This window comes from Streptomyces sp. NPDC044033 (assembly GCF_056434425.1).
The window spans coordinates 77,506-103,062 of record NZ_JBWKFF010000024.1; the positions used below are offsets into that span (position 1 = coordinate 77,506).

General features: G+C 72.1%; 20 protein-coding genes, 1 other RNA gene and 1 pseudogene. 9 read left to right on the top strand and 13 right to left on the bottom strand.

All coding sequences use genetic code 11. From position 1 onward, the window contains the following. Positions 1-123 precede the first annotated feature (123 nt). A pseudogene (locus AC07AB_RS33055) lies at positions 124-324 on the bottom strand (serine--tRNA ligase); the annotation flags it as partial. A 58-nt stretch (positions 325-382) separates the two neighbouring features. After that, the gene (locus tag AC07AB_RS33060; RefSeq protein WP_478574858.1) at positions 383-1,336 is read right to left on the bottom strand and encodes an NAD-dependent epimerase/dehydratase family protein; all 954 of its coding nucleotides are present in this window, start codon (positions 1,334-1,336) and stop codon (positions 383-385) included. A 235-nt stretch (positions 1,337-1,571) separates the two neighbouring features. On the opposite strand from AC07AB_RS33060, the gene AC07AB_RS33065 reads away from it, so the two are divergent. The 4 genes from AC07AB_RS33065 to AC07AB_RS33080 all read left to right on the top strand — a co-directional run bounded on the left by AC07AB_RS33065 (position 1,572) and on the right by AC07AB_RS33080 (position 4,905). Further along, positions 1,572-2,303 carry a TetR/AcrR family transcriptional regulator gene (locus AC07AB_RS33065; RefSeq protein WP_478574860.1) on the top strand — a complete coding sequence of 244 codons (732 nt, stop codon included), beginning with the start codon at positions 1,572-1,574 and terminating at the stop codon, positions 2,301-2,303. Positions 2,304-2,476: 173 nt separating this feature from the next. Then, complete coding sequence (locus tag AC07AB_RS33070; protein WP_478574863.1) at positions 2,477-3,529, top strand: NAD(P)-dependent alcohol dehydrogenase; 1,053 nt, start codon at positions 2,477-2,479, stop codon at positions 3,527-3,529. A gap of 167 nt (positions 3,530-3,696) precedes the next feature. Beyond that, on the top strand, positions 3,697-4,149 hold the full coding sequence (locus AC07AB_RS33075) for an Rrf2 family transcriptional regulator (protein WP_478574865.1): 453 nt from the start codon (positions 3,697-3,699) through the stop codon (positions 4,147-4,149). 6 nt (positions 4,150-4,155) lie between these two features. Further along, positions 4,156-4,905: an SDR family oxidoreductase gene (locus AC07AB_RS33080; RefSeq protein ID WP_478574868.1), complete on the top strand. Its 750-nt coding sequence runs from the start codon at positions 4,156-4,158 to the stop codon at positions 4,903-4,905. A 166-nt stretch (positions 4,906-5,071) separates the two neighbouring features. Here AC07AB_RS33080 and AC07AB_RS33085 read toward each other — a convergent pair whose 3' ends face one another. Next, a complete protein-coding gene (locus AC07AB_RS33085) occupies positions 5,072-5,506 on the bottom strand; it encodes an ankyrin repeat domain-containing protein (RefSeq protein ID WP_478574871.1) in 435 nt (144 codons plus the stop codon). Between the two features lie 347 nt (positions 5,507-5,853). On the opposite strand from AC07AB_RS33085, the gene AC07AB_RS33090 reads away from it, so the two are divergent. Then, complete coding sequence (locus AC07AB_RS33090) at positions 5,854-6,291, top strand: glutaredoxin domain-containing protein (protein ID WP_478574873.1); 438 nt, start codon at positions 5,854-5,856, stop codon at positions 6,289-6,291. 118 nt (positions 6,292-6,409) lie between these two features. On the opposite strand, the gene AC07AB_RS33095 is transcribed toward AC07AB_RS33090, so the two are convergent. Beyond that, positions 6,410-7,723, bottom strand: coding sequence for a hypothetical protein (locus tag AC07AB_RS33095; protein WP_478574876.1), 1,314 nt, complete (start codon positions 7,721-7,723; stop codon positions 6,410-6,412). 289 nt (positions 7,724-8,012) lie between these two features. Here AC07AB_RS33095 and AC07AB_RS33100 point away from each other — a divergent pair, with 289 nt between their 5' ends. Beyond that, the gene (locus tag AC07AB_RS33100) at positions 8,013-8,867 is read left to right on the top strand and encodes an alpha/beta fold hydrolase (protein ID WP_478574879.1); all 855 of its coding nucleotides are present in this window, start codon (positions 8,013-8,015) and stop codon (positions 8,865-8,867) included. A 198-nt stretch (positions 8,868-9,065) separates the two neighbouring features. On the opposite strand, the gene ssrA is transcribed toward AC07AB_RS33100, so the two are convergent. From ssrA to ftsE, 5 genes are all read right to left on the bottom strand, one after another. Beyond that, positions 9,066-9,436, bottom strand: a transfer-messenger RNA (tmRNA) gene (ssrA, locus tag AC07AB_RS33105). A 144-nt stretch (positions 9,437-9,580) separates the two neighbouring features. Further along, positions 9,581-10,075, bottom strand: a complete 495-nt coding sequence (gene smpB, locus AC07AB_RS33110) for an SsrA-binding protein SmpB (protein WP_478574882.1) — start codon at positions 10,073-10,075, stop codon at positions 9,581-9,583. 18 nt (positions 10,076-10,093) lie between these two features. Then, positions 10,094-11,317, bottom strand: coding sequence for a S41 family peptidase (locus AC07AB_RS33115; protein WP_478574884.1), 1,224 nt, complete (start codon positions 11,315-11,317; stop codon positions 10,094-10,096). A gap of 68 nt (positions 11,318-11,385) precedes the next feature. Continuing rightward, complete coding sequence (gene ftsX / locus AC07AB_RS33120) at positions 11,386-12,297, bottom strand: permease-like cell division protein FtsX (RefSeq protein ID WP_478574887.1); 912 nt, start codon at positions 12,295-12,297, stop codon at positions 11,386-11,388. A gap of 9 nt (positions 12,298-12,306) precedes the next feature. Then, a complete protein-coding gene (gene ftsE / locus AC07AB_RS33125; RefSeq protein WP_478574890.1) occupies positions 12,307-12,996 on the bottom strand; it encodes a cell division ATP-binding protein FtsE in 690 nt (229 codons plus the stop codon). Between the two features lie 299 nt (positions 12,997-13,295). On the opposite strand from ftsE, the gene AC07AB_RS33130 reads away from it, so the two are divergent. Next, positions 13,296-13,490 (top strand): hypothetical protein, encoded by a 195-nt coding sequence (locus AC07AB_RS33130; protein WP_478574893.1) that lies wholly within the window; start codon positions 13,296-13,298, stop codon positions 13,488-13,490. A gap of 320 nt (positions 13,491-13,810) precedes the next feature. Here the strand turns inward: AC07AB_RS33130 and AC07AB_RS33135 are convergent, their stop codons facing one another. From AC07AB_RS33135 to AC07AB_RS33150, 4 genes are all read right to left on the bottom strand, one after another. After that, positions 13,811-14,560, bottom strand: coding sequence for a hypothetical protein (locus AC07AB_RS33135; protein ID WP_478574895.1), 750 nt, complete (start codon positions 14,558-14,560; stop codon positions 13,811-13,813). A 323-nt stretch (positions 14,561-14,883) separates the two neighbouring features. Continuing rightward, complete coding sequence (gene prfB, locus AC07AB_RS33140; protein ID WP_478574898.1) at positions 14,884-15,990, bottom strand: peptide chain release factor 2; 1,107 nt, start codon at positions 15,988-15,990, stop codon at positions 14,884-14,886. A 268-nt stretch (positions 15,991-16,258) separates the two neighbouring features. Beyond that, complete coding sequence (locus AC07AB_RS33145) at positions 16,259-17,506, bottom strand: serine/threonine-protein kinase (protein WP_478574901.1); 1,248 nt, start codon at positions 17,504-17,506, stop codon at positions 16,259-16,261. A 205-nt stretch (positions 17,507-17,711) separates the two neighbouring features. Continuing rightward, positions 17,712-19,499, bottom strand: coding sequence for a serine/threonine-protein kinase (locus tag AC07AB_RS33150; protein ID WP_478574903.1), 1,788 nt, complete (start codon positions 19,497-19,499; stop codon positions 17,712-17,714). Between the two features lie 433 nt (positions 19,500-19,932). Between AC07AB_RS33150 and AC07AB_RS33155 the strand changes: the two genes are divergently transcribed. Further along, the gene (locus AC07AB_RS33155; RefSeq protein WP_478574978.1) at positions 19,933-23,991 is read left to right on the top strand and encodes an FtsK/SpoIIIE domain-containing protein; all 4,059 of its coding nucleotides are present in this window, start codon (positions 19,933-19,935) and stop codon (positions 23,989-23,991) included. 187 nt (positions 23,992-24,178) lie between these two features. Continuing rightward, complete coding sequence (locus AC07AB_RS33160; protein ID WP_478574906.1) at positions 24,179-25,549, top strand: ABC transporter substrate-binding protein; 1,371 nt, start codon at positions 24,179-24,181, stop codon at positions 25,547-25,549. Positions 25,550-25,557: the final 8 nt, after the last annotated feature.

The following is a 25,557-nucleotide window of genomic DNA, read 5'->3' on the forward strand; positions in this document are numbered from 1 at the left end:
CCCGGCGATCGCCCGCAGCCATCGTTCGATTCCGCCGTATCCGGCGGGTGGAAAGGCGTAGCTACCGGGAAAGCCGCAGACGCCGACGAGCACTCCTGCCTCCGGTGTTCCGTCCGCCGAGATCCGGCGGAAGCCGAGGTACGGGACCCCGTGCAGGACGTAACCGTGGCGGCGCGTGTGGATGTCGAGGAAGAGCGTGGCCAGAGCGCGGCGCTCCAGGGCAGCGCCGGCACCGCGAGAGACCGCGAAACGTGAACCGGAGAGCTTGGTGGCGCGGGCGGAGTCGAGGATGCCGGTGACCTCGCCCAGTACGACGGGCACGTGAGCACGCTCCTCTCCCGGGCCTCAACCCGCCTGGCACAGGGCCGCGTTGCGGCGCACCTCAGTGCTGCGCGCGGGCGAGGAAGGCCCGGTACCAGTCGAGGGTCTCGTCCAGGGTGTCGCCGAGCGGCGTCGGGCGGACGGCGAAGGCGGTCTCGAAGGCCGAGGAGTCGACGATCTGCGGCTCGGTGTGCTGGAAGAAGAGTTCGGCATAGGAGTCCATGAAGGTCTGGTCGAAGGGCCCGAAGGGACGCGGGCCGTCGACTGTGACGATCTTCAAGGGCTCGCCGACGCGCTCCTCGATCATCCCGAGCACTTCGCGGGTGGTGCGCGCGGGCGCCGTGGGCAGATGCCAGGCGCGGCCGTCGCCCTTGAGGTGTTCGCCGAGGGTGGCGAGGCCCGCCGCGACATCGCGGATGGCGGTGTAGCTGTGCTTGAGGTCGATGTCACCCAGCGCGTGGACCTCGGTGCCGGTCAGGGCGCCGGGGAAGACCGCGCCGCCCAGGGTGGACTTGAGGACGCCGGGCCCGGTGAAGTCGGCCGAGCGGCCCAACGCGACACGCGCGCGGCCCCCTTCGTGCGCGGCCAGGTACTCCTCGTCCAGCTTGGCCCGCATACGGCCTTTCCGCGTCGTCGCGCGCCACGGGGTGTCCTCGGTCATGACCTCGCCGCCGGTCTCGCCGTACGGATAGATCGTGTCGAGGACGATCAGGCGCGCCCCCGTGGCCTCCACCGCGCCGAGGATCGCCTTCTGGATGCCGGGCATCAGCTCGACCTGTAGGTGGTAGGCGACGTTCACGCAGTGGTAGACGACATCGGCTCCCTCGATCACCTTCAGGACTCCCTCGACCGTGCCCACGTCGCCCTCGCGGCGCTCGACGCCGTCGATCCGCTCGCCGCTGCCCGAGCGGTTCACGAGCCGGACTCGGTGGCCGCGTCGCGCGAGTTCGCCGGCGAGTGTGGTGCCCGCGGGACCGGCGCCCAGTACGACGTGCAGGTCGGCGGTGGCGTTCATGTGTTCTCCCTTGCCTTTGCCCCGTGGTGGTACGCGGAGCGCCTTTCAAAATGTCGAGGCGCTGCGTCGGACGGCGCTGAGTGTGTCGGTCGGCGCTGCGTGCGGCGCGGGGCGCCGTGGCTGGCCGTATCTGCAACAGACTGTAACTCTTCCGAGAGGCATTCACGCAAGGGATGTCGAGTACGGTTCTGAGGGGTCGCCCCGGAGGCGGCCCCCACAGCTCAGGAGGAACGCCATGGCCGCGCCGGCATCCACCCCCCGGTCCCGCTACCGGGAGAAGACCCGTGCCGAGATCAAGGCCGTGGCCCTGGGACAACTCGCGCAGGGCGGCGCGTCCGCCGTGGCCCTGACCCACGTCGCGAAGGAGCTCGGGCTGTCCAGCCCGGCCCTGTACCGGTACTTCGCCAGCCGCGAGGACCTGTTCCACGCCTTGGTGCGCGACGCCTACGACGACCTCGCGGCAGCCGTCCGGCACACGGCGGACGGCCTGTCCGGCAAACCCGCGGCGGCGGCCCTGCGCCACCTGGCCGACACCTACCTGGACTGGGCCGTCGCCGAGCCCCACCGCTACCTGCTGATCCAGGGCAGCCCCATACCCGGCTACGCGGCGCCCGCCGACACGGTGCACCGGGCCCGTACGGTCATGGGGCCCTTCGTGAAACTCTTCGCGGCCGGGCAGGCCACCGACGCGGTCCAGCCGGTCGTTGACGAAATGGCCGCCTGGGTCCTGAAGGAACCCGCCGCCGCCGAGTGGCTGCACGAGCACACCGGCCTGGCCCCCGACGACACGAAGGCAGGCACAGCCCTGGCCGGCCAGCTCCTCACCTGGTCCCACCTGCACGGCACCGTCAGCCTGGAGGTCTCCGGCCAGTACACCGGCATGGGACACCACGCCAGGACACTCCTCCACAGCCAGATGAGCATGCTGGCGACGGCCTTCCGCCTCCGGGGCGAGGACCTGTCCTGACAGTCACTCAGCAGGGCGCCCGTCGAGACGCCCCGGCGGGCGCCTTGACGCCTCGACGCCTCGGCGCCCCGGCGAAAGGACGGGGCCGGACGTTCGAGCGGACACCGTCCGAACCGACACCATAGGAACGAAGACCGCCTGACCGAACGCCGCCCGACCGTGAGGAGTACGCCATGCCCCACCCCGCCACGGGCAGCCCCGCGCTGCCGGACACCATGCGCGCGATGGTGCTCGCCCCCGACCTGTCCCTGACGATGGAGACGCGCCCCGTCCCCGAACCGGGCGAGGGGGAGGTTCTGGTGCGCCTCGCCTCGATCGGGGTGTGCGGCTCGGACGTGCACTACTACGAGCACGGCAGGATCGCCGACTTCACCGTCGACGAGCCGCTGGTCCTGGGCCACGAGTGCGGCGGCACGATCGTCGCGGTGGGACCCGGAACCGATCCCGCGCGCGTCGGGGAACGCGTCGCCGTCGAGCCGCAGGTCCCCTGCCGCACCTGCCGCGAGTGCACGGAGGGCCGGTACAACCTGTGCCCCCATCTGACCTTCCTCGGCACGCCTCCGGTGGACGGCGCCCTGTGCGACTACCTCGCCCTGCCCGCTGAGTTCGCCTTCACCCTGCCCGACGCACTCAGCGACGACGAGGCCGCGCTGCTGGAGCCGCTGTCCGTCGCCGTCGCGGCATGCCGGAAGGGCGGAATCGCGCCGGGGCACCGGGTCTTCGTGACGGGCGCGGGCCCCGTGGGCGTCCTGACGGCACAGTGCGCCCGCGCCTTCGGCGCCGAGTCCGTGGTGGTCAGTGACCCGGTACCGGAACGCCGTGCCTTCGCCCGGGCCCACGGCGCCACCGACGTCCACGACCCGGCCGCCGAGGACACCGAGGGAGTTCGCGCCGACGTCTTCATCGAGGCATCGGGCGCGGCCCCCGCGCTGCGCTCGGGAATCCGGGCCCTGCGACCCGGGGGCAGTGCCGTCCTGGTGGGGATGGGCGCCGACGAGGTTCCCCTGCCCGTGATGGCGCTCCAGACCCGGGAAGCGAAGATCACCGGCGTGTTCCGTTACGCGCACACCTGGCCACTCGCCCTCTCCTTGGTCTCACGGAACGAGGTGGACCTGAAACCGCTGGTCACAGGCCGCTACCCGCTCGAACACACCGAGCGCGCCCTACGAGAATCCGGCAGCCCCACCAGCATGAAACTGATCATCTCCCCGCTGCTCGACCGATAGCCGGTTCGACAACAGGTTCGACAACAGGCTCGGCAGCCGGTAAATCCGGTCCGGACCCGCGTGCCCCCTGCCGCTCGGACCCTCGGAGCCCGCGCTCGCGCCTCCTGCCGGCGACCTTTGACGACACTCGATGTAACTATTACGGTTACTTCGAAGGAGGTGATCTCGTGGCGGGCAACAGCCAGCTCACCGTGGCAGCGCACGCTCTGACGTGGATCGAACTGCACCACCGAACTGAGGGTGGAGTCGCGACATCCGAGAGGATCGCGGGAAGCGTCAACACCAACCCCGTCGTGATCCGGCGACTGCTCGGCCGGATGCGCGATGCCGGGCTGGTGCACTCTCGACGGGGCACCGAGGCGGGATGGCTACTCGCCAGGCCGCTGGAAGACATGACCCTGCGGGACGTGTACGAGGCGATCGAGCCGGCACCGCTGTTCGCCATGCACCGCTCCGACCCCAATCTCGGCTGCCCGATCGGTTCCGGCATCCGGCCCGTGATGCGTCTCGCGTACGCACGCGTCGAGGAAGCCGTTCGCGCCGAGTTGGAGCACATCACGCTGGCCGACGTGCTCAGGGACGTCTTGGCCGGCCCTGATTCCACAGAACTGGAGCATTGATCCGCCATGGGGCAACTTGACGGAAAGACCGCCATCATCACCGGAGGCAACAGCGGAATCGGATTGGCCAGCGCCAAGCGATTCGCCGCCGAGGGCGCGCATGTGTTCATTACCGGGCGACGGCAGGAGGCTCTTGATACCGCACTGTCCGAGATCGGCCCCAACGCCACCGGCGTCCGGGGGGACGTGTCCGACCTCGCCGACATCGACCGGCTTTACGCTGCCGTCGCCGACCAGGGACGGCGCGTGGACGTGCTCTTCGCCAACGCCGGCGGCGGTGAATTCTCCACCCTGGAGGACGTCACCGAAGAGCACTTCGACACCACCTTCGACACCAACGTGAGGGGCTTGCTCTTCACCGTCCAAAAGGCGCTTCCCCTACTGAATGACGGGGCCTCGGTGATCCTCAGCGGCTCCACCTCGGCGGGTTCCGGTGGCGAAGCGTTCGGCGTCTACGCCGCGTCCAAGGCAGCCATCCGTTCCTTCTCCCGAACCTGGGCCAATGAGCTCAAGCATCGCAAGATCCGCGTCAACACCCTCGTCCCCGGCCCCATCGAGACCCCCGGCAACGCCGGCCTCGCCCCCGATTCGGATGAGGCAGCCAAGCTATGGGAATTCTTCGCGAGCCAGATCCCCCTGGGCCGCATGGGCCGCCCGGACGAGGCAGCCGCCGCGGCGCTCTTCCTCGCCAGCGACCAAAGCAGTTTCGTCACCGGTACCGAACTCTTCGTCGACGGCGGCATCAACCAAGTCTGACCGCCCGCAGGACTGAGACAAGGCCGCACGAGGCATACCTCGCCGATGAGCACCCACGAAATGAGCACTGGAAGGTGGCAGGTCCGGTGTGCGGAATCGGCCTCATCCCGATTCTCGCTGGGCCAACACATCGGAGCGGCGTGTTGGGGCCAAATCAGCGGTGAGGCTACGCAGTTCCTCGTGCCGGGGCGGCTCCCGCGGTGATGAGGAGATCGGCAGTTTCGGCATGGGCGCCGTGGATCGCCCATTGCAGCGGGGACCATCCTGTGCCGTGATCCTCATGAAGGTTCGGATCAGCCCCGTGTGCCAACAGCTCGCGCACCGCATCGGTGTGCCCCCAACACGCCGCCGCGCACAAGGGGCTGCCTTCCGAGCCGAGCCCGCTGCTCTCCGCGTTCGGAGAGGCACCGGCCGCGAGGAGCAGTCGAACGATCTCGGCTTCCCCATTCACGGATGCGACATAGAGGGGTGTCGCGCCCTCACTGTTCGCTCGCTCCGGGTCCGCCCCAGCCCGCAAAAGCGCCTTCGCACGGGTGGCATCGCCCGTCAAGACTGCCTTGAACAGGTGGTGGGAGAGCTTCTTCCGCTGCCGCTGGTTCATGGGTGCCGAGGCTAACGACTGGGCCGTGACGGGGCCACCTATATCCGCTCGGTGATAGCGGAAATAGCGGCGATCAAAACCGTTGCCGCGCAGCGAACGGCCCGCTTGTCGCATCTGGTTGCTACGGCGGATCCGTCGACGTATGCCGTCTGTCAGCTGTCGCCGCGTCCACGTCGGCGGCCGGCCCGGCTTCTTGCCTTGCGGCAGCAACAGTTCAAGTCACGCCGATCAAATGTCCGTCAGGTCTCCGCGCCCCATGGACGCGATCTTCTACGGCCCTGATCGACTTTCCTTCGCAACAGGCCCTGGTTCGCTGCCCATTGCGCCCATCGATAGCCTTCATCTTCATGACGCGCGCCTGGATATTGCCGATGCTGCTGGTGCTCTGCGGCTCAGTCCTCGCGGCTGGGATGATCTTCAGCGGAACCCCCGGCACAGCCGCAGCCCTCCTGCTGGTCTTTGTGCTGCTCGCAGGCGTGAACTCGCCTCTGGTCTTCCCGAAGTCGATCGGCGCGCTGGAGGCGCGGAACCGCAGCGCGGTCGACGGTCGGCCAGTGGTTTTCTGGCGGCCGGGCTGCAAGTACTGTCTGCGGCTGCGCATCCGGCTGGGCCGCAGCGCCCGCCAGGCGCACTGGGTCGACATCTGGCGCGACCCGGCGGGAGCCGCGGCGGTGAGGGCGGCCAACGACGGCGACGAGACCGTGCCGACCGTCATCGTGGCGGGCCGGCCGCACACCAATCCCGATCCTGCGTGGATGCGCGAACAGCTCTCCCGTTCCGCGTGATCGGGAGCGGGGCCACATCACCGAGGCGCCCGCGTGCCCCGCACGACCGTCACCCCGTATGACACCGCCTCGACCTCCGCCCGCGCCGTGCTGCGCAGACGGGGATGAGAAGGCAAGCTCAGTTCGTACGGGCTCGCTGCCGCCGCCGGAAGCCCATCGCGCCCGCCACGGCGGCCAGGGCCGCCACGCCCGTACCGGCGCCCGTCAGCAGCAGGCCATGGTCGGGGCCGCCGCCCGCGCCGTCCGCCTGGGTGACGAGCACGTGCCCGGTCCGCTTCACGCGGCCGTGGTGGCTGACGACGGTGACGGGGTAGCTGCCGGGCGTGACGTCGTTCCTGATGCGGGCGGGGCCGTAGAAGCGCGGGTCGTCGCCGTCTGCGGCCTTGCTGTCGTCGCGCCGGAGCGGTACGGGCGCGGCGAACGCCGCCGAGGTCGCGGTCAGCCGCTCCTCCTCCCCCGCGTCCGGGTCCACGTCGCTCCACAGCACCTTGACGGTGCCTCCCGCCTCGACCTGGAAGCGGCCGGTGGTGGCGGCTTCCGGGCGGCTGGTCCGGTCGAAGAAGGCGGGGCCGTGGCCCTTGCCCACAAAGTCGCCGTCGCCGGGGCGGGCCGCCTGGACCACGAACCGCTCCGCGGCGATGCGCCGGCCGTCGGGGCCGGTCAGCTCGGCCTCGTACGTGCCGTCCTTGACGTCCAGGGGCAGTTGCGGGGCCGCGGTGAACATGCGCGGGTTGTTCCAGTCCAGGCCGCCCGTGTCGTGCCGCAGCGCGACCGGAGCGCCGAACGCCCGCGACCGTACGGTGAAGGAGGTCCCCTTCTCGCCCGGGTAGAGGTCGTCGAAGGAGAGGCCGACGCGCTCGCCGGGGCGGGTGCCGGCCCTGTCCGCGGCGACCCTGAACTCGGGGCGCTTGGCGGCCACGGTCCTGACGCGGCCGTGGCCCGCGCTCCGGCCGTCGACCTCGACGCGCACGAGGTGGCGGCCGGGCTTCGCCGTGAGGGACACGGCTTCGTGCGCGACGTAGCGCGACTGCCCGCCCTCGACGCCGAGCGAGAGCCGGACCGGGTGCGCGAAGACCGCGGAGGTGACGACGACGGCGCGTACCGCTGCCGTGCCCCCGGCCGCGCCCGGTCCGGTGGCCCTGAGTCCGGTCACGACGATGTCGACGATCTCGCCCGGCCGCGCGTCGAAGGAGCCGTTCACCTCGACCCGTACGGCCTGCCTGGAGGTCTTGGCGTGCCGGGGAGGCTGGGCTGCGTGCCCGGAGGGTTTGGAGTGCCCGACGGGTTTGGAGTGTTGGGAGGGTTTGGTGCGTCCGGGGGGTTTGGTGTGTCCGGAGAAGGTGGCGTGTCCGGAGGGCGTGCCGCCACCGGTGTGGTGCTCGGCGCGGAGCCCGAGGTGGTGCCGGGCGGTGGCTTCCGCGGTTCCGCTCACGGCGCCCCATCCCAGAACTCCCGCGCACACCACGGCCACCGCCGCTCGCGCTCGCTTCGTCTGACCCATGCGATCCATCCGACTCACAGCGTCACCCCACTCCTATAGGAAGAGGGCGAGAACCCACGGCTGGTTCCCGATGTCCTGTCTCTGCGATGCGGGGGCAGTCCCGTTCTTCTGTAGGCATGTCGACCGGCTCCCGGTCATGTGCAAGCAAGTCCTGAAGCGTATCGAAGCCCTCTTGAACCCCTGCTCTTGCTCAGAAGATCGTTCTGCTGGAGGCTGAGGCATGCAGAATCTGCCGACATTCGTTTTTGTTCACGGGGCCTTCGCGAATTCGTTCTCGTTCGCGCCACTACAGGCCGAACTCGCCCTGCTCGGGCATCGCTCGGCCGCGGTCGACCTTCCCGGGCACGGATTCGAGGCGACCTTCCCCGCGGCCTACCAGGCTCCCCAGATTCTCGACGCCCTCGCCGCAGAACCGGGGAGCATCAAGGGAGTCACGCTCGCCGACAACGCCGCCCGCGTGATCGAAGTCCTCGAACGGGCCGAGCGGAACGGGCCCACCGTCCTCGTCGCCCACAGCAGGGGTGGCATCACGGCTACCGCCGTCGCCAACGCCCGGCCCGAGCTGATCGACCGGATCGTCTACGTCTCCGCCTGGTGCCTCGTCGATCTGGACGTGAGCGACTACTACGCCCAACCGGAGATGGCGGACGTCGACGCGGGGGCCTTCGCTGCCACGCTCGTCGGAAACCCGGCCGAACTCGGTCTGCTCCGCACCAACTTCCGTACCGCCGAGCCGGCGGCGCTCGCCACGTTCAGGCGAGCGTTCGCCGCCGACCTCACCGATGACGAGTTCCGGGCCTTCCTGAACACCTTCCAGCCCGATGAGAACCTCGACGCCGGTACGTCCGCCGACCGGGCGCAGGCCACGACCTGGGGCCGGATTCCCAAGACCTATGTGCGCCTGGCCGCCGATGCCAGCATTCCGCTCGCCGTGCAGGACCGCATGATTCGCGCGGCCGACGCGCTCACACCCGACAACCCCTTCGACGTCCGGACCCTTGAGGGGAGCCATCTGCGCTGGCTCGTCCATCCGAAACCCGCCGCCGAGCTGCTCGCAAACCTCGCGGCGCGCTGACGCGCCCCCAGCGGCGGCTGCCTGCGGTTGAGCGGGGCAGGAGGAGCCCGCTCGTCCCACTCGACCGTAAGCACCGCAGGTCAGAGCCCCACCATGCCCACAGACAGCCGGGACAGGACACGGTGCCCGGCAGCCGGACGGCCGACGACAAAGGCCCCACCGCCGCTGGGGCAGTGGGGCCTGAGCCGCACATGGGATGAGTGGAGATGGCGGGAATCGAACCCGCGTCCAACGGTGCGGAAACAGGGCTTCTCCGAGCGCAGTCCGCTGCGATTTTCTCGGCCCCGGAGATCACACGGACAAGTCTCCGACGGGCTCAGTCACTGTTTGATTTCCCACTAGGCCCCGTGACCGGCCCTAGTGGTTTAGTTCCCTAGCTGATGCCAGGATCCGGGTCGGGAACAACCCCCGGGCTGACACTTCACAAGTCGCTACTTAGGCAGCGAGGGTGAAGGAATCGCGCTTGGTGTTGGCGATTATTGTTTGCGACATATGGTTAACGAGATCATTGCCGCTTCCTCGACTCGCTTCCCCTGCCTCGACATCCGCTGTCGAAACCGATCATCCCCATGTTGATTTATCAATTTTCCGCACATCCACCGGGTATCCCCTGGGATGCACAGCCATCATACGTGACCAACGTACGACGGGGCCAGCGTATTCCTGACCGCTGAGGCCACCGGAGCGACCGGGGCCGCTCGGGCGGGCCGCCCTCAGGCCCGCTGCCGCCTGCGCACCGCCGAGATGGCGCGGTCCGACTCGCGCCGGTCCTGCTTCTCGCGCAGCGTCTGCCGCTTGTCGTACTCCTTCTTGCCCTTGGCGAGCGCGATCTCGACCTTGGCCCGGCCGTCCTTGAAGTACAGGGCCAGCGGTACGAGCGTGTGTCCGCTCTCCTGCGTCTTGTGCTCCAGCTTCTCGATCTCGATGCGGTGCAGCAGCAGCTTGCGCTTCCTGCGCGCGCTGTGGTTCGTCCACGTCCCCTGCGCGTACTCCGGGATGTGCACGTTGTGCAGCCACGCCTCGCCGCCGTCGAGCTGCGCGAAGCCGTCGACCAGCGACGCGCGGCCCTGGCGGAGCGATTTCACCTCGGTGCCGGTCAGCACCAGGCCGCATTCGTACGTGTCCAGGATCAGGTAGTCGTGCCGCGCCTTCTTGTTCTGCGCGATGAGTTTGCGACCGCTCTTGTCTTTAGCCTTGTCTTTAGCCATAACGCCGCCATTCTCGCATCAGACCCCACCCCCGAGGCCACCCAATACTGTGCGGGCCCGCTGCTCGGCGTCGCCGCGGGCGGCCAGGTCCGGGGTGATGCCGGCGCCGTCCACGGCCCGGCCGGCGGGGGTGCGGTAGTGGCCCACGGTCAGCTCGGCGACCGAGCCGTCCGGCAGCTCGCTGGGCAGCTGGACCGAGCCCTTGCCGAAGGTGCGCGAGCCGACGACGACCGCCCGGCCTCGGTCCTGGAGCGCGCCGGTCAGCAGCTCAGCGGCGCTCATGGTGCCGCCGTCGACGAGGACGGCGAGCGGGCGCGCGGTGTCGCCGCCGGGGGCGGCGGACAGGGCGCGCTGGGCGCCGTGCACGTCGTACGTGGCGACGAGGCCGCCGTCGAGGAAGGCGGCGGAGGCGGTGACGGCCTCGGCCACCAGGCCGCCGGAGTTGGCGCGCAGGTCGAGCAGGATGCCGTCGCCCTTGGGCGCGTCGCGCACGGCCCGGCGCACCTGCTCGCCGGTGCCCTTGGTGAAGGAGACGACCTTGATGCGGGTGATGGCGGTGGGGCCGTCGTGGAGCCGGTCCACGGTGACGTTCTCGGTGGCGAGCCGCGCCCGGTGCAGGGTCAGCTCCCAGGCGCGCGCGCCGCGCTGTATGCCCAGCCGTACGGGCGTACCGGGGGCGGCGCCCGCGGCGCGGCCCCCGCCCGTACCGCCCTCGCCGCCCGCGCCCCGCAGCCGGGCGACGACCTCGGTCACGGGGTGGCCCGCGATGGGCGTGCCGTCGACGGCGGTGAGCCGGTCGCCGGAGCGCAGCCCGGCGCGCGCGGCGGGGCTGCCCGGCTGCACCCGGTCGGCCTCGATCCGGCCGCCCGTACCGGTGCGGACCCAGAGCCCGACGCCGACGTACCGGCCGTCGAGCGTCTGCTGAAGGCCCTCGTACTCGCGGGCGCTGTAGACGGCGGCCCAGCGGTCGCCGCTGCGGCTCGCCACGGCCCCGGCCGCGTCCGCGCCGGACTTGCCGTCCTCGGCCGCCTTGGCGGCGGCGTCGGCGAGCTGTTCGCGGTCGACGGGGCGGGCGGCCCGGCCGACGGAGGGCGGGGCGTAGGCGGTATTCCGGACGTTCTGGCTGTCGTCGGCCCACGAACCAGCGGCGGCACCCGCCGCCAGCACGCTCGCGAAGACCAATGTCAGGGCGGCCGCTCGGCGGTGGCGGTGGAGCCTGACGGGCATCAACGGGCCGGACATACGCGTGAGTCTAGGACACCAAGAAGGCGCCGTACGGAGACTCGTCCGTACGGCGCCCTGTCCCTGTGTCACACCTTGAGGTACTTCCGCAGGGCCACGAAGGCCGCTATGGCGGGCATCAGCAGACCGATGGCGAGCACCAGCGGCAGCTTCGCCAGCACCGCGTCCCAGCCGATGAACTGAATCACCGTGACATGGTGCACGAGCCAGTTGTTGACGAGGAAGTACTGCCCGCCGACGAGCAGTACGCACGCGAAGCCCGCGCCGAGCAGCCCCGCGAAGGCGGCTTCCATGATGAACGGCATCTGGATGTAGAAACTGGACGCGCCGACCAGCCGCATGATGCCGGTCTCGCGTCTGCGGCTGAACGCGGAGACGCGGACCGTGTTCACGATCAGCATCAGCGCCACGATGAGCATCAGCAGCATCACGCCGAGCGCCGCGTAGTTCATGCCGTTGAGGAGGTTGAAGAGACCTTCCAGGGTCGACCGTTGGTCCTGGACCGACTGCACACCGGGGCGGTCGGCGAAGGCGCTGGAGATCACCTTGTACTTGGTGGGGTCCTTGAGCTTGATGCGGAAGGACTCCTGCATCTGGTCCGCGGTCACGGACCCGGCGACCGGGGTGCCGCCGAACTGCTGCTTGTAGTGCTTGTACGCCTCATCTGCCGTCTCGAACTGAACCACCTGGACGATGTCCATCTTGCTCAGGTCGGACTTGATCTGCTTCTTCTGGTCCTCGGTGGCCGCGCCTTTGACACAGGCGGGGTCGGAGCCCACGTCGTTCTTCCCGCAGAGGAAGATCGAGACGTTGACCTTGTCGTACCAGTAGCCCTTCATCGTGCTGACCTGCTGACGCATGAGCAGCGACCCGCCGAAGAGGGCGAGCGACAGAGCGACCGAGACGATCACCGCGAAAGTCATCGTCAGATTTCGACGGAGACCCACGCCGATCTCCGACAGGACGAACTGGGCGCGCATGGCGTCCTTTCAGTGCTGGTAGCCGTACACGCCGCGCGACTGGTCGCGTACGAGACGGCCCTTCTCTAGTTCGATGACGCGCTTGCGCATCTGGTCGACGATCTGCTGATCGTGGGTGGCCATGATCACTGTGGTCCCGGTCCGGTTGATCCGGTCCAGCAGCTTCATGATGCCGACCGAGGTCTGCGGGTCGAGGTTGCCGGTCGGCTCGTCCGCGATCAGCAGCATCGGGCGGTTGACGAACGCGCGGGCGATCGCGACACGCTGCTGTTCACCGCCGGACAGCTCGCCGGGCATGCGCTCTTCCTTGCCGCCGAGGCCGACCAGGTCGAGGACCTGCGGCACGCCCTTGCGGATCTCGCCGCGGGGCTTGCCGATGACCTCCAGTGCGAAGGCGACGTTCTCCCCGACCGTCTTGCTGGGGAGGAGGCGGAAGTCCTGGAAGATGGTGCCCAACTGGCGACGCATCTGCGGGATCTTCCAGTTGGAGAGCCGGGCGAGGTCCTTGCCCAGCACGTGCACCTGGCCGTGGCTGGCACGCTCCTCGCGCAGCAGCAGCCGCAGGAAGGTGGACTTGCCGGAACCCGAAGAGCCGACCAGGAAGACGAACTCGCCTTTCTCGATCTCAAGCGAGACGTCCCGCAGGGCCGGACTGTTCTGCTTCGGGTAGGACTTGGAGACGTTGTCGAATCGGATCACGAATGCACCACGCGTCGACCTGGATAGGGATACGGGACGCTGCGGTTGCGGCTCCCGTCGGTGTGCGTGACCATACGCGAACCACAAGCACGCGCGCAGTCGGCGTCCGTTCTTGGGACCCTCTTGGGCCACCCTTGGGCGTTTGGCCGCGGCATCACCGGGGACACCTCCAGTCAAATTCGCATCAATCCGGCCCAACGACCCTCGGTTGCGCCGGACGCGGCGGAAGCTGGCACAGTAGTGGTAGGGGGAACGGCAGAGCGACCCCGCTCGTTGGACGTACCTGAGGAGGAAATCGCATGACATGCGACCGACTGGTGTGCGCCAACTGCGCGGCCCCCGTGAGCGAGGGCCGCTGCTCCGTGTGCCGGGCGAGCCGGGAGCGCCTCCAGAACCAGGACGGCCCCTTCGCCGGGCTGACGCCCGCCGCGCTCGTCGCGCTGCTGGTGGCCCTGATAGCCGTGGCGCTGCTCGCGCACGGCTTCGCCGCGTGACGGCTGCCCGACGTGACCTGATCTGATCTGAACTGACATCTGCTTGACCCGGCCAAGGGGCGCGTGGAGCGCTCCGGCCGCGCGGATACGCGAGAGGGGTCCGGAGCGCTGGCGTGCGCTCCGGACCCCTCTCGCCGTTCATGCCGTGCTGCTCGTGCCGTGCCTCATGCTGCCGCTCATGCCGTCCCGCCGTGGCCGGGCCCCGGCCCCACACGCCCCCGTACGGGCGCGTGGGAGCGGGGTGCGGGCCGCGGAGGTGCGGGAACGCCCGTGAAGGCGCTGTCGGAGCCGACGGGCCCGGCCCGCGCCGCCGCCGTGGCTCAGGCGGCCGTGTTGCGGTTGCCGGCCAGGCGCGGCAGCATGCGGAAGCCGATGCCGCCGGCGATCATCGTGGCGGCGCCGACCAGCAGGAAGGTGGTCTGACCGGCTCCGGTCTCGGCCAGCTCTTCCTTGGGCTTCGACTGCGCGACCGGCTTGGAGCCGGCGCTGTCCGGGTTGGTGTTGTCGACGCAGTCCGCGCTGTCGACATCGACCGGGCAGGTGTTGGCCTTGTCGCCGGCCTGGCCGCCGTTGTCCCCGCCCTGGCCGCTGTGGTCGCCGCCGCCCGGGGTGGTGGGGCGGTCGGAGGGGCCGGTGGTCGGCTCGTGCGTCGGCTGCCCGGTGGGCTCGTGCGTCGGCTCGCCGGTGGGCTCGTGCGTGGGCTCGCCGGTGGGGTCACCGGTCGGCTCGTGCGTCGGCTCACCGGTCGGCTCGTGCGTGGGCTCGCCGGTGGGCTCGTGCGTGGGCTCGCCGGTGGGGTCACCGGTCGGCTCGTGCGTCGGTTCCCCGGTGGGGATCGTGGTCGGGTTGTCCGTGGGGCCGGTCGTCGGGTCGCCCGACGGGTCGTCGTCACCGAGGCCGAGGCCCGTGTGAACGCCCTCGCTGTCCACGCCCGCCTGGACGCCGACACCGCCGATGTTCACGTCGATGCCTGCGGCCGAGGCGGCGCCCGCGGCGGTCAGGGAAGCACCGGCGGCAATCACCGCGCCGGCGGCTATCCGTGCAACGCGCAGCCGCGTCTTCTTGGTCATCTGCCTGCTACCCCCAGTAGCTGTTCTCGTGTGTGGAGCAGCTATGCACGGGGCCGCGGCGGTATCGGGGTCGCGTTCCGCGGGACCGGCTTCACCAGCCTGCCCGCTTCCCCCCGTTCACACGCGCCCCAGTGATACGCATGCCGCGCGTCAGCTTGTCCAGTTTTAAGGACAACGTCAAGGGAGTTACGGGAGGGATGTCCGAAATATCGCAACTTGACTGGCGTATGGACACAGAGCTGTGACCCCGTCACATCCCGCGCTACGCCCGGCGCCTCATATTCCGCGCGATCGGCCCATACGCCCGCAAGGCCCCAACGGACCTACTTCTCCTGCTGCTTGCGCCAGCGGATGCCGGCCTCCAGGAAGCCGTCGATGTCACCGTCGAGCACGGCGGAGGGGTTGCCGACCTCGAACTCGGTCCGCAGGTCCTTGACCATCTGGTAGGGGTGCAGGACGTACGAACGCATCTGGTTGCCCCAGGAGTTGCCGCCGTCGCCCTTGAGCGCGTTCATCTTCTCCTGCTCCTCCTGGCGGCGGCGCTCAAGAAGCTTGGCCTGGAGGACGTTCATCGCGGTCGCCTTGTTCTGGATCTGCGAGCGCTCGTTCTGGCAGGAGACGACGATGCCGGTCGGAATGTGCGTCAGCCGGACCGCCGAGTCGGTGGTGTTGACGCCCTGGCCGCCGGGGCCGGACGAGCGGTAGACGTCCACGCGCAGCTCGGACTCGTCGATCTCGATGTGGTCGGTCTGCTCGACCACAGGCAGCACCTCGACGCCCGCGAAGGACGTCTGGCGGCGGCCCTGGTTGTCGAACGGCGAGATCCGCACCAGCCGGTGGGTGCCCTGCTCGACGGAGAGCGTGCCGTAGGCGTACGGGATCTGGACGGCGAAGGTGGTCGACTTGATGCCGGCCTCTTCCGCGTACGACGTCTCGTAGACCTCGGTCTTGTAACCGTGCCGCTCGGCCCAGCGCATATACATCCGCTGAAGCTGCTCCGCGAAGTCGGCGGCGTCCACGCCGCCCGCCTCCGCGCGGATGTTGACGAGCGCCTCGCGGGAGTCGTACTCACCCGACAGGAGCGTACGGACCTCCATCTCGTCGAGCGCCTTGCGCACCGCGCCGAGCTCCGTCTCGGCCTCGGCCAGCGTGTCCGCGTCGTCCTCGGCCTCGGCAAGCTCGAACAGCACCCCGAGGTCGTCGATACGGCTTCGCAGCGCCTCCGCCTTGCGGAGCTCCGCCTGGAGGTGGGACAGCTTGCTGGTGATCTTCTGCGCCGCCTCCGGGTCGTCCCAGAGTGACGGCGCCGCCGCCTGCTCTTCGAGGACGGCGACATCGGCCCTCATCTTGTCGAGGTCCAGGACGGCCTCGATCGACCCCATGGTCGAGGAGAGGGACTTCAGCTCTTCGGATACATCGACGACTGCCACGCCACCAGCCTAACGGCTATACGGGCCGGCGTTGCCGCGCGCCCGCACCGGCCTTGGGAACGCCTGGATTCCGGGCCGGCGGGCTGTGGATAACTCTGTTCACGGCAGTCGGGGCGGCGGCTCGCGGGAGGCGGTCAGCGGTGCGGCAGCCGGGCGGCGACTTGCGGCCGTCCAGGCAGCGGCTCACCGCAGTCGGGCAGCGACTCGCGGCCATCGAGCAGTGCGGCTCACCGCCGTCAGGCAGCGGCTCGCGGCCATCGAGCGGCGGCTACGGGGTGGGGGACGTGTCGTGGACGCCCGGTTTCGCGTCGCCGCCGTCGTCCCCGCCCACCGCGAACCAGCCGCCCACCCCCGCCGCGACCGCCGCCGCCAGCGCCGCGGCGCCCAGCTTGAGGCGGCGGGCGCGTATGTCGGCGGCGGAGCGGTGGCGGGCGGAGCCGGCGCGGCGCTCGCCCGCCGCGCGGGGAGAGCGGGCCGTGCCGTGGGCGCCGCCCGCGAGCTCGTCCGGGCCGGGCACCCGCATGCTGGTGTGCGTCTCGCGGTTGGAGTCGGCGACGGTCCCCGGGACCAGCGGGACCGCGCCGCGCCGCCGCGCCGGTTCCCGCGGCGGCTCCGCCTGCCGCGGCTGGGCCGGGCCCTCGGCGGCGCGCTCGGGCGTGGCCTCGGGCTCGTCGATGTCCAGCGGCGGGTGGCCCGCCAGGGACGGGAGCAGTTCGCGCAGCCGGGCGGCGACCTCCGGTGCGCGCAGCCGGGAGGCGGGCCCCTTGGCGAGGCACTGCACGATGAGCTGCCACAGCTCGTCGGGGATGCCGGGCAGCGGCGCCACGGTCTCGGTGACGTGCCGCCGCAGGATGGCCCCGGGGTGCCCGCCGCCGAACGGCGTGAAGCCCGCCAGCAGCTCGTACAGGACCGTGGCCAGGGCGTAGACGTCGACGCTGGCGCGCGGCGGCAGCCCCTCGATGATCTCGGGCGCGAGGTAGTCGGGGGTGCCGATCACGCGCGTCGCGCGCGCGTGCCGGGGCGCGTCCACGAGGCGGGCGACGCCGAAGTCGGTGAGCAGCGCGGGGTGCGCGCCGCCGGGGCCCAGCTCGCCCTGCATGTCGAGCAGGACGTTCTCCGGCTTGACGTCGCGGTGCACGATCCCGGCGGCGTGCGCCGCGGAGAGGCCGTCGGCGACGTCGGCGACGATGGCGACGGCGGCCTCCGGCGCGAGGCGGCGCTCGCGGTCGAGCCGGGTGCGCAGGTCCGTGCCGCGGATGAGGTCCATGACCAGGGCCAGGTCGTTGCCGTCGACGACGAGGTCGCGCACGCCGACCACGTGCGGGTGGTCGAGGCTGAGCAGCGCGGCGCGCTCCTGTACGAACCGGCCGACGAGCTCCTGATCGGAGGCCAGCTCCTCGCGCAGGAGCTTGATGGCCACCGGGCCCTCGGGCCCCTCGCCGAGCCACACCGTGCCGGCGCTGCCGCGCCCGAGGACCTGGTTCGCGGTGTACCGGCTGCCGATCTTCCGTGCCAAGACCACTCCGACTTCTCCGACATCCGACAGGGCGCGTTGGCGACAACGCTACGCGGCTGAGGGGATGGTAAGGCTGCCGGTCTACGCCGACCGTCACTTCCGCGGCAGAAAACACCCGTCAGATGTCGACTTGTCGCCAGAGTGAGCCCGCTGGGGCCACTCCCGCCGGGGCGCGGCTCGGCCGGCCCAGGGTGGGATCAGGGGCTCAGGTGCTGGAGATCAGCCCCGAGATCCAGTCCTTCGCGTCGGTGATCCAGCTCCAGGCGGCGTCCCAGAAGTTCCTGCCGTCGGCCACCCAGTCCTTGAGCGGGGTCAGCTCCCAGACCAGCCAGGAGCCGATGACGAGGATGACGATCACGAACAGGCAGCCCTTGAGGCAGCCGAGTCCGGGGATCTTCATCGGGTTCGCGCCGCGCTGCCGGGGCTGGCGCGGCTCGCGGCGCGGCTCCGGCTCGGGCGGCGGCGCGTACCGCTGGGGCTGCTGGGGCTGCTGGGGCTCCTGGTAGCGCGGCTGCTGCTGGGGCTGGTGCTGCGGCTGCTGGTACGCCGGGGCCGGGCCGGGGCGCTGCTGGGGACGCTGCTGCTGAGGGCGCTGGGGCGGCCCCTGCTGCCCGTACCCCTGCTGCTGCCCGTAACCGGCCTGCTGCCCGTACGGACCCTGCTGGCCGTATCCCTGCTGCTGGCCCTGGCCCTGACCCGGGCCGTAGCCCTGCTGCCCGTAGCCCTGCTGCTGCGGGGCGGGACGGTGGGGGCGGCGGCGCAGCGGGTCCTCGCTGGGGTCGAGGTACTGGACCTGGGTCTGGTCGTTGCGGTCGCGGGCCGCGCGGAGCTGGCTCTCCCAGGGGTGCGGCCCGTCGGGCTCGTCCGGTACGGGCGGCATGGCGCGGGTCGGGTCCGCGCCGACGGGGCCGCCGGAGTTCAGCACCTGGGTCGGGTCGGCGTTCGGCCCGGCGGGGTTCTGGCCGGTGCTCTGCATGACGCTGGTGGCGGCGGTGGGGTCGTACGAACCGGCGTTGGTCGGCAGGACCTGGGTGGGGTCCGCGGCGCCGGTGCCGGGCACGGCGGCCGGGTCCCGCTCGGGGCCGAGCAGCGCGGCGACGCCCAGCGCGGCCTCGGCCTGCGCCGCGGTGGCGTGCACGCCGACGCCCGAGGCCACGACGCGCAGCGCGCGGGCCAGGTTCTCCGCGCTGGGCCGCTCCTCCGGCTGCTTGCGCAGGCAGCGTTCGATGACCGTCCACAGCGGCTCGGGGACGGTGGTGGGGCGGCGCGGCTCCTCGCTGAGGTGGCGGTGCAGCACCTCAAGGGCGGTGGCGCCGGCGAACGGGGGGCGGCCGGTGACCAGTTCGTAGAGCAGGATTCCCGCGCCGTAGATGTCCACGGCGGAGGTCTGCGGCCGGCCCTCGGCGGACTCCGGCGCGACGTAGGCGGGGGTGCCGACGAACTCGTGGGTGCGGGTCAGGCCCGGCGAGTCGGCGAGCCGCGCGATGCCGAAGTCGGTGAGCATCGGGTGCATCTGGCCGTCGGCCTGGCCGCCGACGCCCGCGAGCAGCACGTTGGCGGGCTTCAGGTCGCGGTGCACGACGCCGTCGGCGTGGCTGGCGGCGAGGGCGTCGGCGATCTGGGCGGTGAGCAGGGCCGCGCCGACGGGGGTGAAGGGGCCGTTGTCGCGCAGGTAGCGGTGCAGGTCCGGGCCGTCCACCAGGTCCATGACGAGGGCGAGGAGATCGCCCTCGACGACGAGGTCGCGGGTGCGGACGATGTTGGGGTGCGTGAGCCGCAGCAGCACGGAGCGCTCGCGCAGGAAGCGCATGACGACGTCCGCGTCGTTGGCGAGCTCCTCCTTGAGCACCTTGATGGCGACGGTCTCGCCCGGCTGCCCGGCCACAGCTGCCTCGGCGCCCGCCGTCTCGCGCTGGCTGGCCCGCCAGACGGTGCCTGTGGCGCCGCGTCCGAGCGGCTCCTCAAGCAGGTACTTGCTGCCTACCGGCCGCACGTCTGCGCTCCCTGGTCGATCCTGATCCAAGCTGGTCGTGGCCTGTGGATACCCGGCCTTCGGCCCTACTCTAGTGCCGACTCGGAGGCCGACGGCCGGTGAAATCCGGTGGGGCTCCAGGGGAAGACGCGTGTTCCGGACAGATGGTTGCCATCCGTCGTCCTTTGGCCGGTCCGTGACGAGAAGAAGGCCGTCAACGGCGGTCCCAAGCAGGCATTTTTACCCCCGTAGCCGACCAATCAAGATCACTAAGCGGCGGTCGCCGGGCGTGTTGTCGGCGGCAGGTGCGAGGATGCTCACAAGCACGGATGCGGCTGGGGAGCGGGGGCTCCGCGCGAACGTGGTGACCTGTACGTGCCGACGCGCCCGTGCACGGTGGGGGGAGGGAGCCCCCGTCGGGCATCCCGGGGGCAGGAAAGGACCGTTGACGGCGATGCAGATCCGGCTGACCGTCCTCGGGCCGCGCAGCGGCCACACCGCACACGCCACGCACGCCTGCGACGTCCTGGTGACCGCCCCCGCCGGAACCGCGCTCGCCGCCGTGACCAGCGGGCTCGCGACGGCGGTCGCCGCCGCCGGCTCCGACGTCGGCAGCGGGGCCGTGGTCGTCTACGCGGGCGCCGAGCGGCTCGACGCCCAGCGCTGCGCGCTGGGCGAGCCACCGCTGGTGGACGGCGCGGTGCTCGCGCTCCAGGGCCCGGCCGACCCGGACCGGGACGTCGGCGTGCTCCCCGCCGGGTCGCCGGACGCCAGCGCCCGGCTCCATGTCGTCGCCGGACCGGACGCCGGCGGTGTGCATCTGCTGCACGGCGGCCGCATCGGCATCGGCCGGTCCGCGAGCGCGGATGTGCCGCTCGACGACCCGGACGTCTCCCGGCTGCACTGCGCGGTCACAGTCACCGACGAGGGCCGCGTCACCGTGGCCGACCTGGGCTCCACCAACGGCACGACGCTCGACGGCGAAGACGTCCCCGACCACCCCGTGCCGTTCCCCTCCGGGGGCCTGCTGCGGGTGGGCGAGTCCACCCTGAGCCTGCGCGTACCCGTCGCGGGCGCCCCCGCCGACCTGTCCAGCGGCACCCTGCCGGCCATGCCGGACGGGGAGGGCCACCTGCGGGTGACGACGGCCGCCTCCGGCCGGGGCGCGGAGCCCGGATCCAGTGATCATTGGCCGGATAACGCCGGTGCCGAGGGCGGCGGCCACGGCACGCCCGCCCGCGGCACACCGGTGCCGCCCGGCATCACCGCCGCGCCGACGGGCGCGACGACCGCGCACGGTACGGGCTTCGGGCCCGCGGTCGGCGCCGTCCCGCCGGGCGGGTACGGACCAGGCCCCGCCGCGGGAGGGCCGCGCGACGGCGCGGACTCACCGGCCGGGCCCGGCCAGGGCTTCGGTCCGGGCGGTCCGCTGCCCGCGTACGGGACCGGGTTCGGCCCGCCGCCCGGTTACGGGCCGGGCGGCGGCGCCGACGCGCCCGGCGGCCAGCACGGCGGCTTCGGCCCCGGCACCACCGGCCCGGCGGTCCCCGGCCAGGGCTTCGGGCCGGGTCCCGCGCTGCCCGGATACGGCCAGGTCTCCGGCGGGCCGGGCACCGGGCCCGGAGCGCAGGGGACGGGAGAGTACGGGCAGCGGACGGGAGAGTACGGGCAGGGGCCCGGCGGAGCCCATGACGGGCCCGGAGCACCGGCGGGCGCGTACGGGCAGGGCGCGGCCGGCGCGTACGGACAGGATCTCGGCGCAGGGACCGGTTTCGGCCAGAGTCCCAGCGGAGGCGGGGCAGCCGGTTTCGGCCAGAGTCCCCACGGGGATGGGGCAGCCGGTTTCGGCCAAGGCCCCGGCAGCACCCCCGGGCCGCACACGACGGCCGGATACGGCCAGGCTTCCGGCGGAGGCCCGGCGCTCGTCCACGGCCAGGGCCCCGGCGGAGCCGCCGACGCCCCCGGTCCGCAGGCAGCGGCCGGATACGCCGGGCCCCCCAACGGAGGCACGGCGCACGCCTACGGCCGGAACCCCGACGGAAGCGCGGCATCCGCCTACGGCCAGGGCCCCGGCGGAGCCAATGGCGGACCCGGCCCCGGTCCCTCCGACGGTAAGCGGCGCGGTCGCGGGATCAGCGCCTGGGCCCGGCGGCTCGCCGGGGGGCGGGGCGCCGGGGAGCGCGGGGCCGGTGCGGAGGACTGGCCGGTGGAGGCCGAGGAGTCGGCCCGCGCCGAGGCGGCGACCGTCGCGCTGCGAGAACGCTGGCCGGACGCCGCCGGGGTGCTGATGACCGCGCTCGGGCCCGGCCCCCGGCTGTGGGAGCGCGGCCCCGAACACCCGGATCTGCTGACCGTACGGCTGGGAACCGCCGACCGCACCGCGCCCGACGGCAGCGGCCCGATGCCGTCCGTGCCCGTCACGGTCGGACTGCGGGAGGCCGGTGCGCTGGGCCTGGCCGGACCGCGGCCCCGGCTGGCCGGGCTCGCCCGGTCCGTGCTGGCGCAGCTGGCCGCGCTGCACGCGCCCGGGATGCTGGAGACCGTGCTGATCAGCGCGGACCGTTCGCGCCCCGCCGAGGACCGGCTCGCCGAGTGGTCCTGGTTCGGGTGGCTGCCGCAGGCGCGCCCGGCACACGGGCAGGACTGCCGGCTGCTGGTCGCCTACGACCGCGAGCAGGCCGAGGCCCGCACCGCCGAGCTGGCGCGGCGGTGCGACGACGGTCCGCTGGGCCCCGGCTGGGCGAGCGCTCCCCCGGCCGCGGTGGCCGCGGCGGCCGGCCGGTACCGCGGCCCGTACACCGTCCTGGTCGTCGACGGCGACCCCGGCACGGCCGCGCTCCGCGAGACGGTGGCACGGCTCGCTCTCGGCGGCCCCGCCGTGGGCATTCACCTGATCTGCCTCGCCGAGGCCCCCGCGGCCTCCCCCGCCTCGCCCGTCTCGGCGACCTGCGACGCGGCGCGCGCGGTCTCCCCGGTGTTCGCCGAGTGCGGCACGGTGGCACTGCTGAGCGGCGATGTGGCCACGGCGGTCCAGGTCATCCACCGGGGCGCGGGCGGCACCGGCTCCGCGTCCGGCGGCCGGCCCGATGCCGCGGTGCGGGGCGGTGCGTCCGCCGCCCCGGCCGTGCGCAGCCCGGCCACCCATGTCGGCGCGCTGGCGGGCATCGACTCGCGCGGCACGAGCCGTACGGCCGCCGCCGGCACCGGGACCACCGTCGTCGCCACGCTCGACGCCGTCTCCCCCGCCTGGGCCGAGCACTTCGCCCGCGCCCTGGCCCCACTGCGCCCCTCGGACGCCGCCCTCGGGGCGGGACCCGCGCCGGTGGCCGCCACCCTGCCCCGTACGGCCCGGCTCCTCGACGAGCTGGGCCTGGCCCGCGCGACGCCCGCCTCGCTCACCGCCCGCTGGGCCGCGTCCGCCGACGCGCCGGGCCCGGGGGCGCCGGCCGGCGGCCGGGTCCTGGCCGTCCTCGGCACCGGGCCGCGCGGCCCGCTGACGGTGGACCTGGCCGCCGACGGGCCGCATCTGCTCGTCGAGGGCGGCCCCGGCACCGGCAAGACGGAGCTGCTGCGCTCGCTCGCCGCCTCGCTCGCCGCGGCCGAGCGGCCCGACCGGCTCTCCCTCGTGCTGGTCGACGGCGCGGGCGCGGAGCGCGGCGAGGGGCTGCGGGTCTGTACGGACCTGCCGCAGGTGTCGACGTATCTGGCGGCGGCCGATCCGGTGCGCATGCGCGAGTTCGCGCAGGCGCTCAGCTCTGAGCTCAAGCGCCGGGCCGAACTGCTGGGCCGGCTGGACTTCGCCGGCTGGCACGCGCAGCACGCCGCCGCCCCGCGCGTCATCTCCCCGCGCCGCGCAAGCGATCTTCCGCTGCCGGGCGCGTCCGGCACCGGGGACCTCGATCCCTCGATGAGCGGCACGCTCAAGCTCCGTACGCAGCGGGGCGGTTCGGAGCGCACGGCGCTGACCGCGCTGCCGCGGCTGGTGGTCCTCGTCGACGACTTCGACGCGCTGGTGGCCCCGGCGCTGGGCAGTACGGGCCGCCCGTCGGCGGGTTCGGTCGTACGGGCCCTGGAGGCCGTGGCGCGCGACGGCGAGCGGCTCGGGGTCCACCTGGTGGCGTCGTCCGGCCGCCCGGACCGCACCGCGGACACGGCCGCGGTGGAGCGGGCCGGGCTGCGAATAGCCCTGGAGATACTGCCCCCGGTGGCCGAGGGCCCCGCGACGGCGGACGCCACCTCGGGCGAACCGGCCCCGGGCCGCGGCCGGTTGCAGCGTCCGGACGACGGCGCGGTGACGCCGTTCCAGGCCGGCCGGGTCACCGGGCGCATCCCGCGCACGGCGACGCTGCGCCCGACCGTCGTGCCGCTGGACTGGCAGCGGATGGGCGACCCGCCGACCCGCCGGCCGCTGCGCGAGCTCGGCAACGGCCCCACCGACCTGGCGCTGCTCGCGAGCGCCCTGCAACGCGCCGCCCAGTCGGCCGGCGCGGAGACCGCTCCGCCGCTGCTCTGACCCGTCCGAAAGCCTGCGAGCAGGCTCCGCCCCCTCATCACAGCCCGGTCACGATCGGCTACTTGACGTCGCGGGCGGTATTGCGGCCGACCGTGACCGGGCGTAGGACTGTCGCACGAGACATGGGCGCGCGCCGGGACGACGTGCGGTGCGGCTGTCCGCGGGGTCCGCACGGGGAGGGACGGCAATGCGTTCATCGCTGCGTACGACACGCGTGTCGCGCGGTGCTCTGGCGGTGTTCGCGGCGGGGGCGCTGGCCCTGGCCGCCTCGGGGTGCAGCGACAGCGGGCAGGACGGCGGCGCTCCGGCGCAGGGCTCGTCGAACGGCGCCGAGTCCGTCCGGCTGCCCCGGCTCGACGGGCAGAAGCTCAAGGTGACGGCCGTGTGGACGGGCACGGAGCAGAAGAACTTCACCAAGGTCCTGGCCGAGTTCACCCGGCGGACCGGTGTCCGTACGGAGTTCGTGCCGAGCGGCGACGACATGGCCTCCTTCATCGGGTCGAAGATGGCGGGCGGCGATCCCCCCGACGTGGCGATGCTCCCGCAGGTCGGAGTGCTCCACGAATTCGCGAAGAAGGGGTGGGTCAAGCCGCTGTCCGCCGAGGCCGAGGGGCAGTTGACCAAGAACTACTCGAAGGGCTGGCAGGAGCTCGGCTCGTACGAGGGCAAGCGGTACGGCGTCTACTACAAAGTCAGCAACAAGTCGCTGATCTGGTACAACACCAAGCTCTTCGACGACGCGGGCGCCAAGGAGCCCAAGACGTGGAACGACTTCCTCGCCCAGGCACAGCTGATAGCCGACTGGGGCGTCACACCGGTCTCGGTGGGCGGCGCGGACGGCTGGACGCTGACCGACTGGTTCGAGAACGTCTACCTCTCCCAGGCGGGCCCGGAGAAGTACGACCAGCTGGCCCAGCACAAGATCAAGTGGACGGACCCGTCCGTGCGGGACGCGCTGACGACGCTCGGCAAGCTCTTCGGCAAGCAGGAACTGCTGGCCGGGGGGAGCGGCGGGGCGCTGCACACGGCGTTCCCGGACTCGGTGGCCCGGGCCTTCGCGGGCGGCGCCAAGGCGGAGGCGGCGATGGTCTTCGAGGGGGACTTCGCCGCGGCCAACGTCGCCGACGCCAGGGCCGAACTGGGCACGGACGCCAAGGTCTTCCCGTTCCCGGCGGTGGGCGCCAAGCCCCCGGTGGTGACCGGCGGCGACGTGGGGGTCGCGCTCAAGAGCAGCCGCGCGGCGCAGGCGCTGCTGACCTTCCTCGCCTCCACGGACGCCTCCAGGATCTGGGCGCAGCAGGGCGGTTACGTCTCCGCGAACAAGAACCTCGATCTCGCCGCCTATCCCAACGCGGTGCTGCGCAAGATCGCCTCGGCGCTCATCGCGGCGGGCGACGACTTCCGCTTCGACATGTCCGACCAGGCCCCGGCGTCCTTCGGCGGCAAGCCGGGGCAGGGCGAGTGGAAGGACCTCCAGGACTTTCTGATCAACCCGAAGGACGTGGCGGGCGCCCAGCGGAAGCTGGAGGCCGACGCGGCCAAGGCATACCGGAGCTGACGGACGGA

What these genes read in the sequence shown, in the direction of transcription:
- AC07AB_RS33135 (WP_478574895.1), bottom strand. Translation starts at nt 14,560, where the DNA reads ATGACCAAGAAGACGCGGCTGCGCGTTGCACGGATAGCCGCCGGCGCG.
- AC07AB_RS33070 (WP_478574863.1), top strand. Translation starts at nt 2,477, where the DNA reads ATGCCCCACCCCGCCACGGGCAGCCCCGCGCTGCCGGACACCATGCGC.
- AC07AB_RS33085 (WP_478574871.1), bottom strand. Translation starts at nt 5,506, where the DNA reads ATGAACCAGCGGCAGCGGAAGAAGCTCTCCCACCACCTGTTCAAGGCA.
- AC07AB_RS33160 (WP_478574906.1), top strand. Translation starts at nt 24,179, where the DNA reads ATGCGTTCATCGCTGCGTACGACACGCGTGTCGCGCGGTGCTCTGGCG.
- AC07AB_RS33130 (WP_478574893.1), top strand. Translation starts at nt 13,296, where the DNA reads ATGACATGCGACCGACTGGTGTGCGCCAACTGCGCGGCCCCCGTGAGC.
- AC07AB_RS33065 (WP_478574860.1), top strand. Translation starts at nt 1,572, where the DNA reads ATGGCCGCGCCGGCATCCACCCCCCGGTCCCGCTACCGGGAGAAGACC.
- smpB (WP_478574882.1), bottom strand. Translation starts at nt 10,075, where the DNA reads ATGGCTAAAGACAAGGCTAAAGACAAGAGCGGTCGCAAACTCATCGCG.
- ftsX (WP_478574887.1), bottom strand. Translation starts at nt 12,297, where the DNA reads ATGCGCGCCCAGTTCGTCCTGTCGGAGATCGGCGTGGGTCTCCGTCGA.
- AC07AB_RS33100 (WP_478574879.1), top strand. Translation starts at nt 8,013, where the DNA reads ATGCAGAATCTGCCGACATTCGTTTTTGTTCACGGGGCCTTCGCGAAT.
- AC07AB_RS33090 (WP_478574873.1), top strand. Translation starts at nt 5,854, where the DNA reads ATGACGCGCGCCTGGATATTGCCGATGCTGCTGGTGCTCTGCGGCTCA.
- AC07AB_RS33115 (WP_478574884.1), bottom strand. Translation starts at nt 11,317, where the DNA reads ATGTCCGGCCCGTTGATGCCCGTCAGGCTCCACCGCCACCGCCGAGCG.
- AC07AB_RS33080 (WP_478574868.1), top strand. Translation starts at nt 4,156, where the DNA reads ATGGGGCAACTTGACGGAAAGACCGCCATCATCACCGGAGGCAACAGC.
- AC07AB_RS33060 (WP_478574858.1), bottom strand. Translation starts at nt 1,336, where the DNA reads ATGAACGCCACCGCCGACCTGCACGTCGTACTGGGCGCCGGTCCCGCG.
- AC07AB_RS33155 (WP_478574978.1), top strand. Translation starts at nt 19,933, where the DNA reads ATGCAGATCCGGCTGACCGTCCTCGGGCCGCGCAGCGGCCACACCGCA.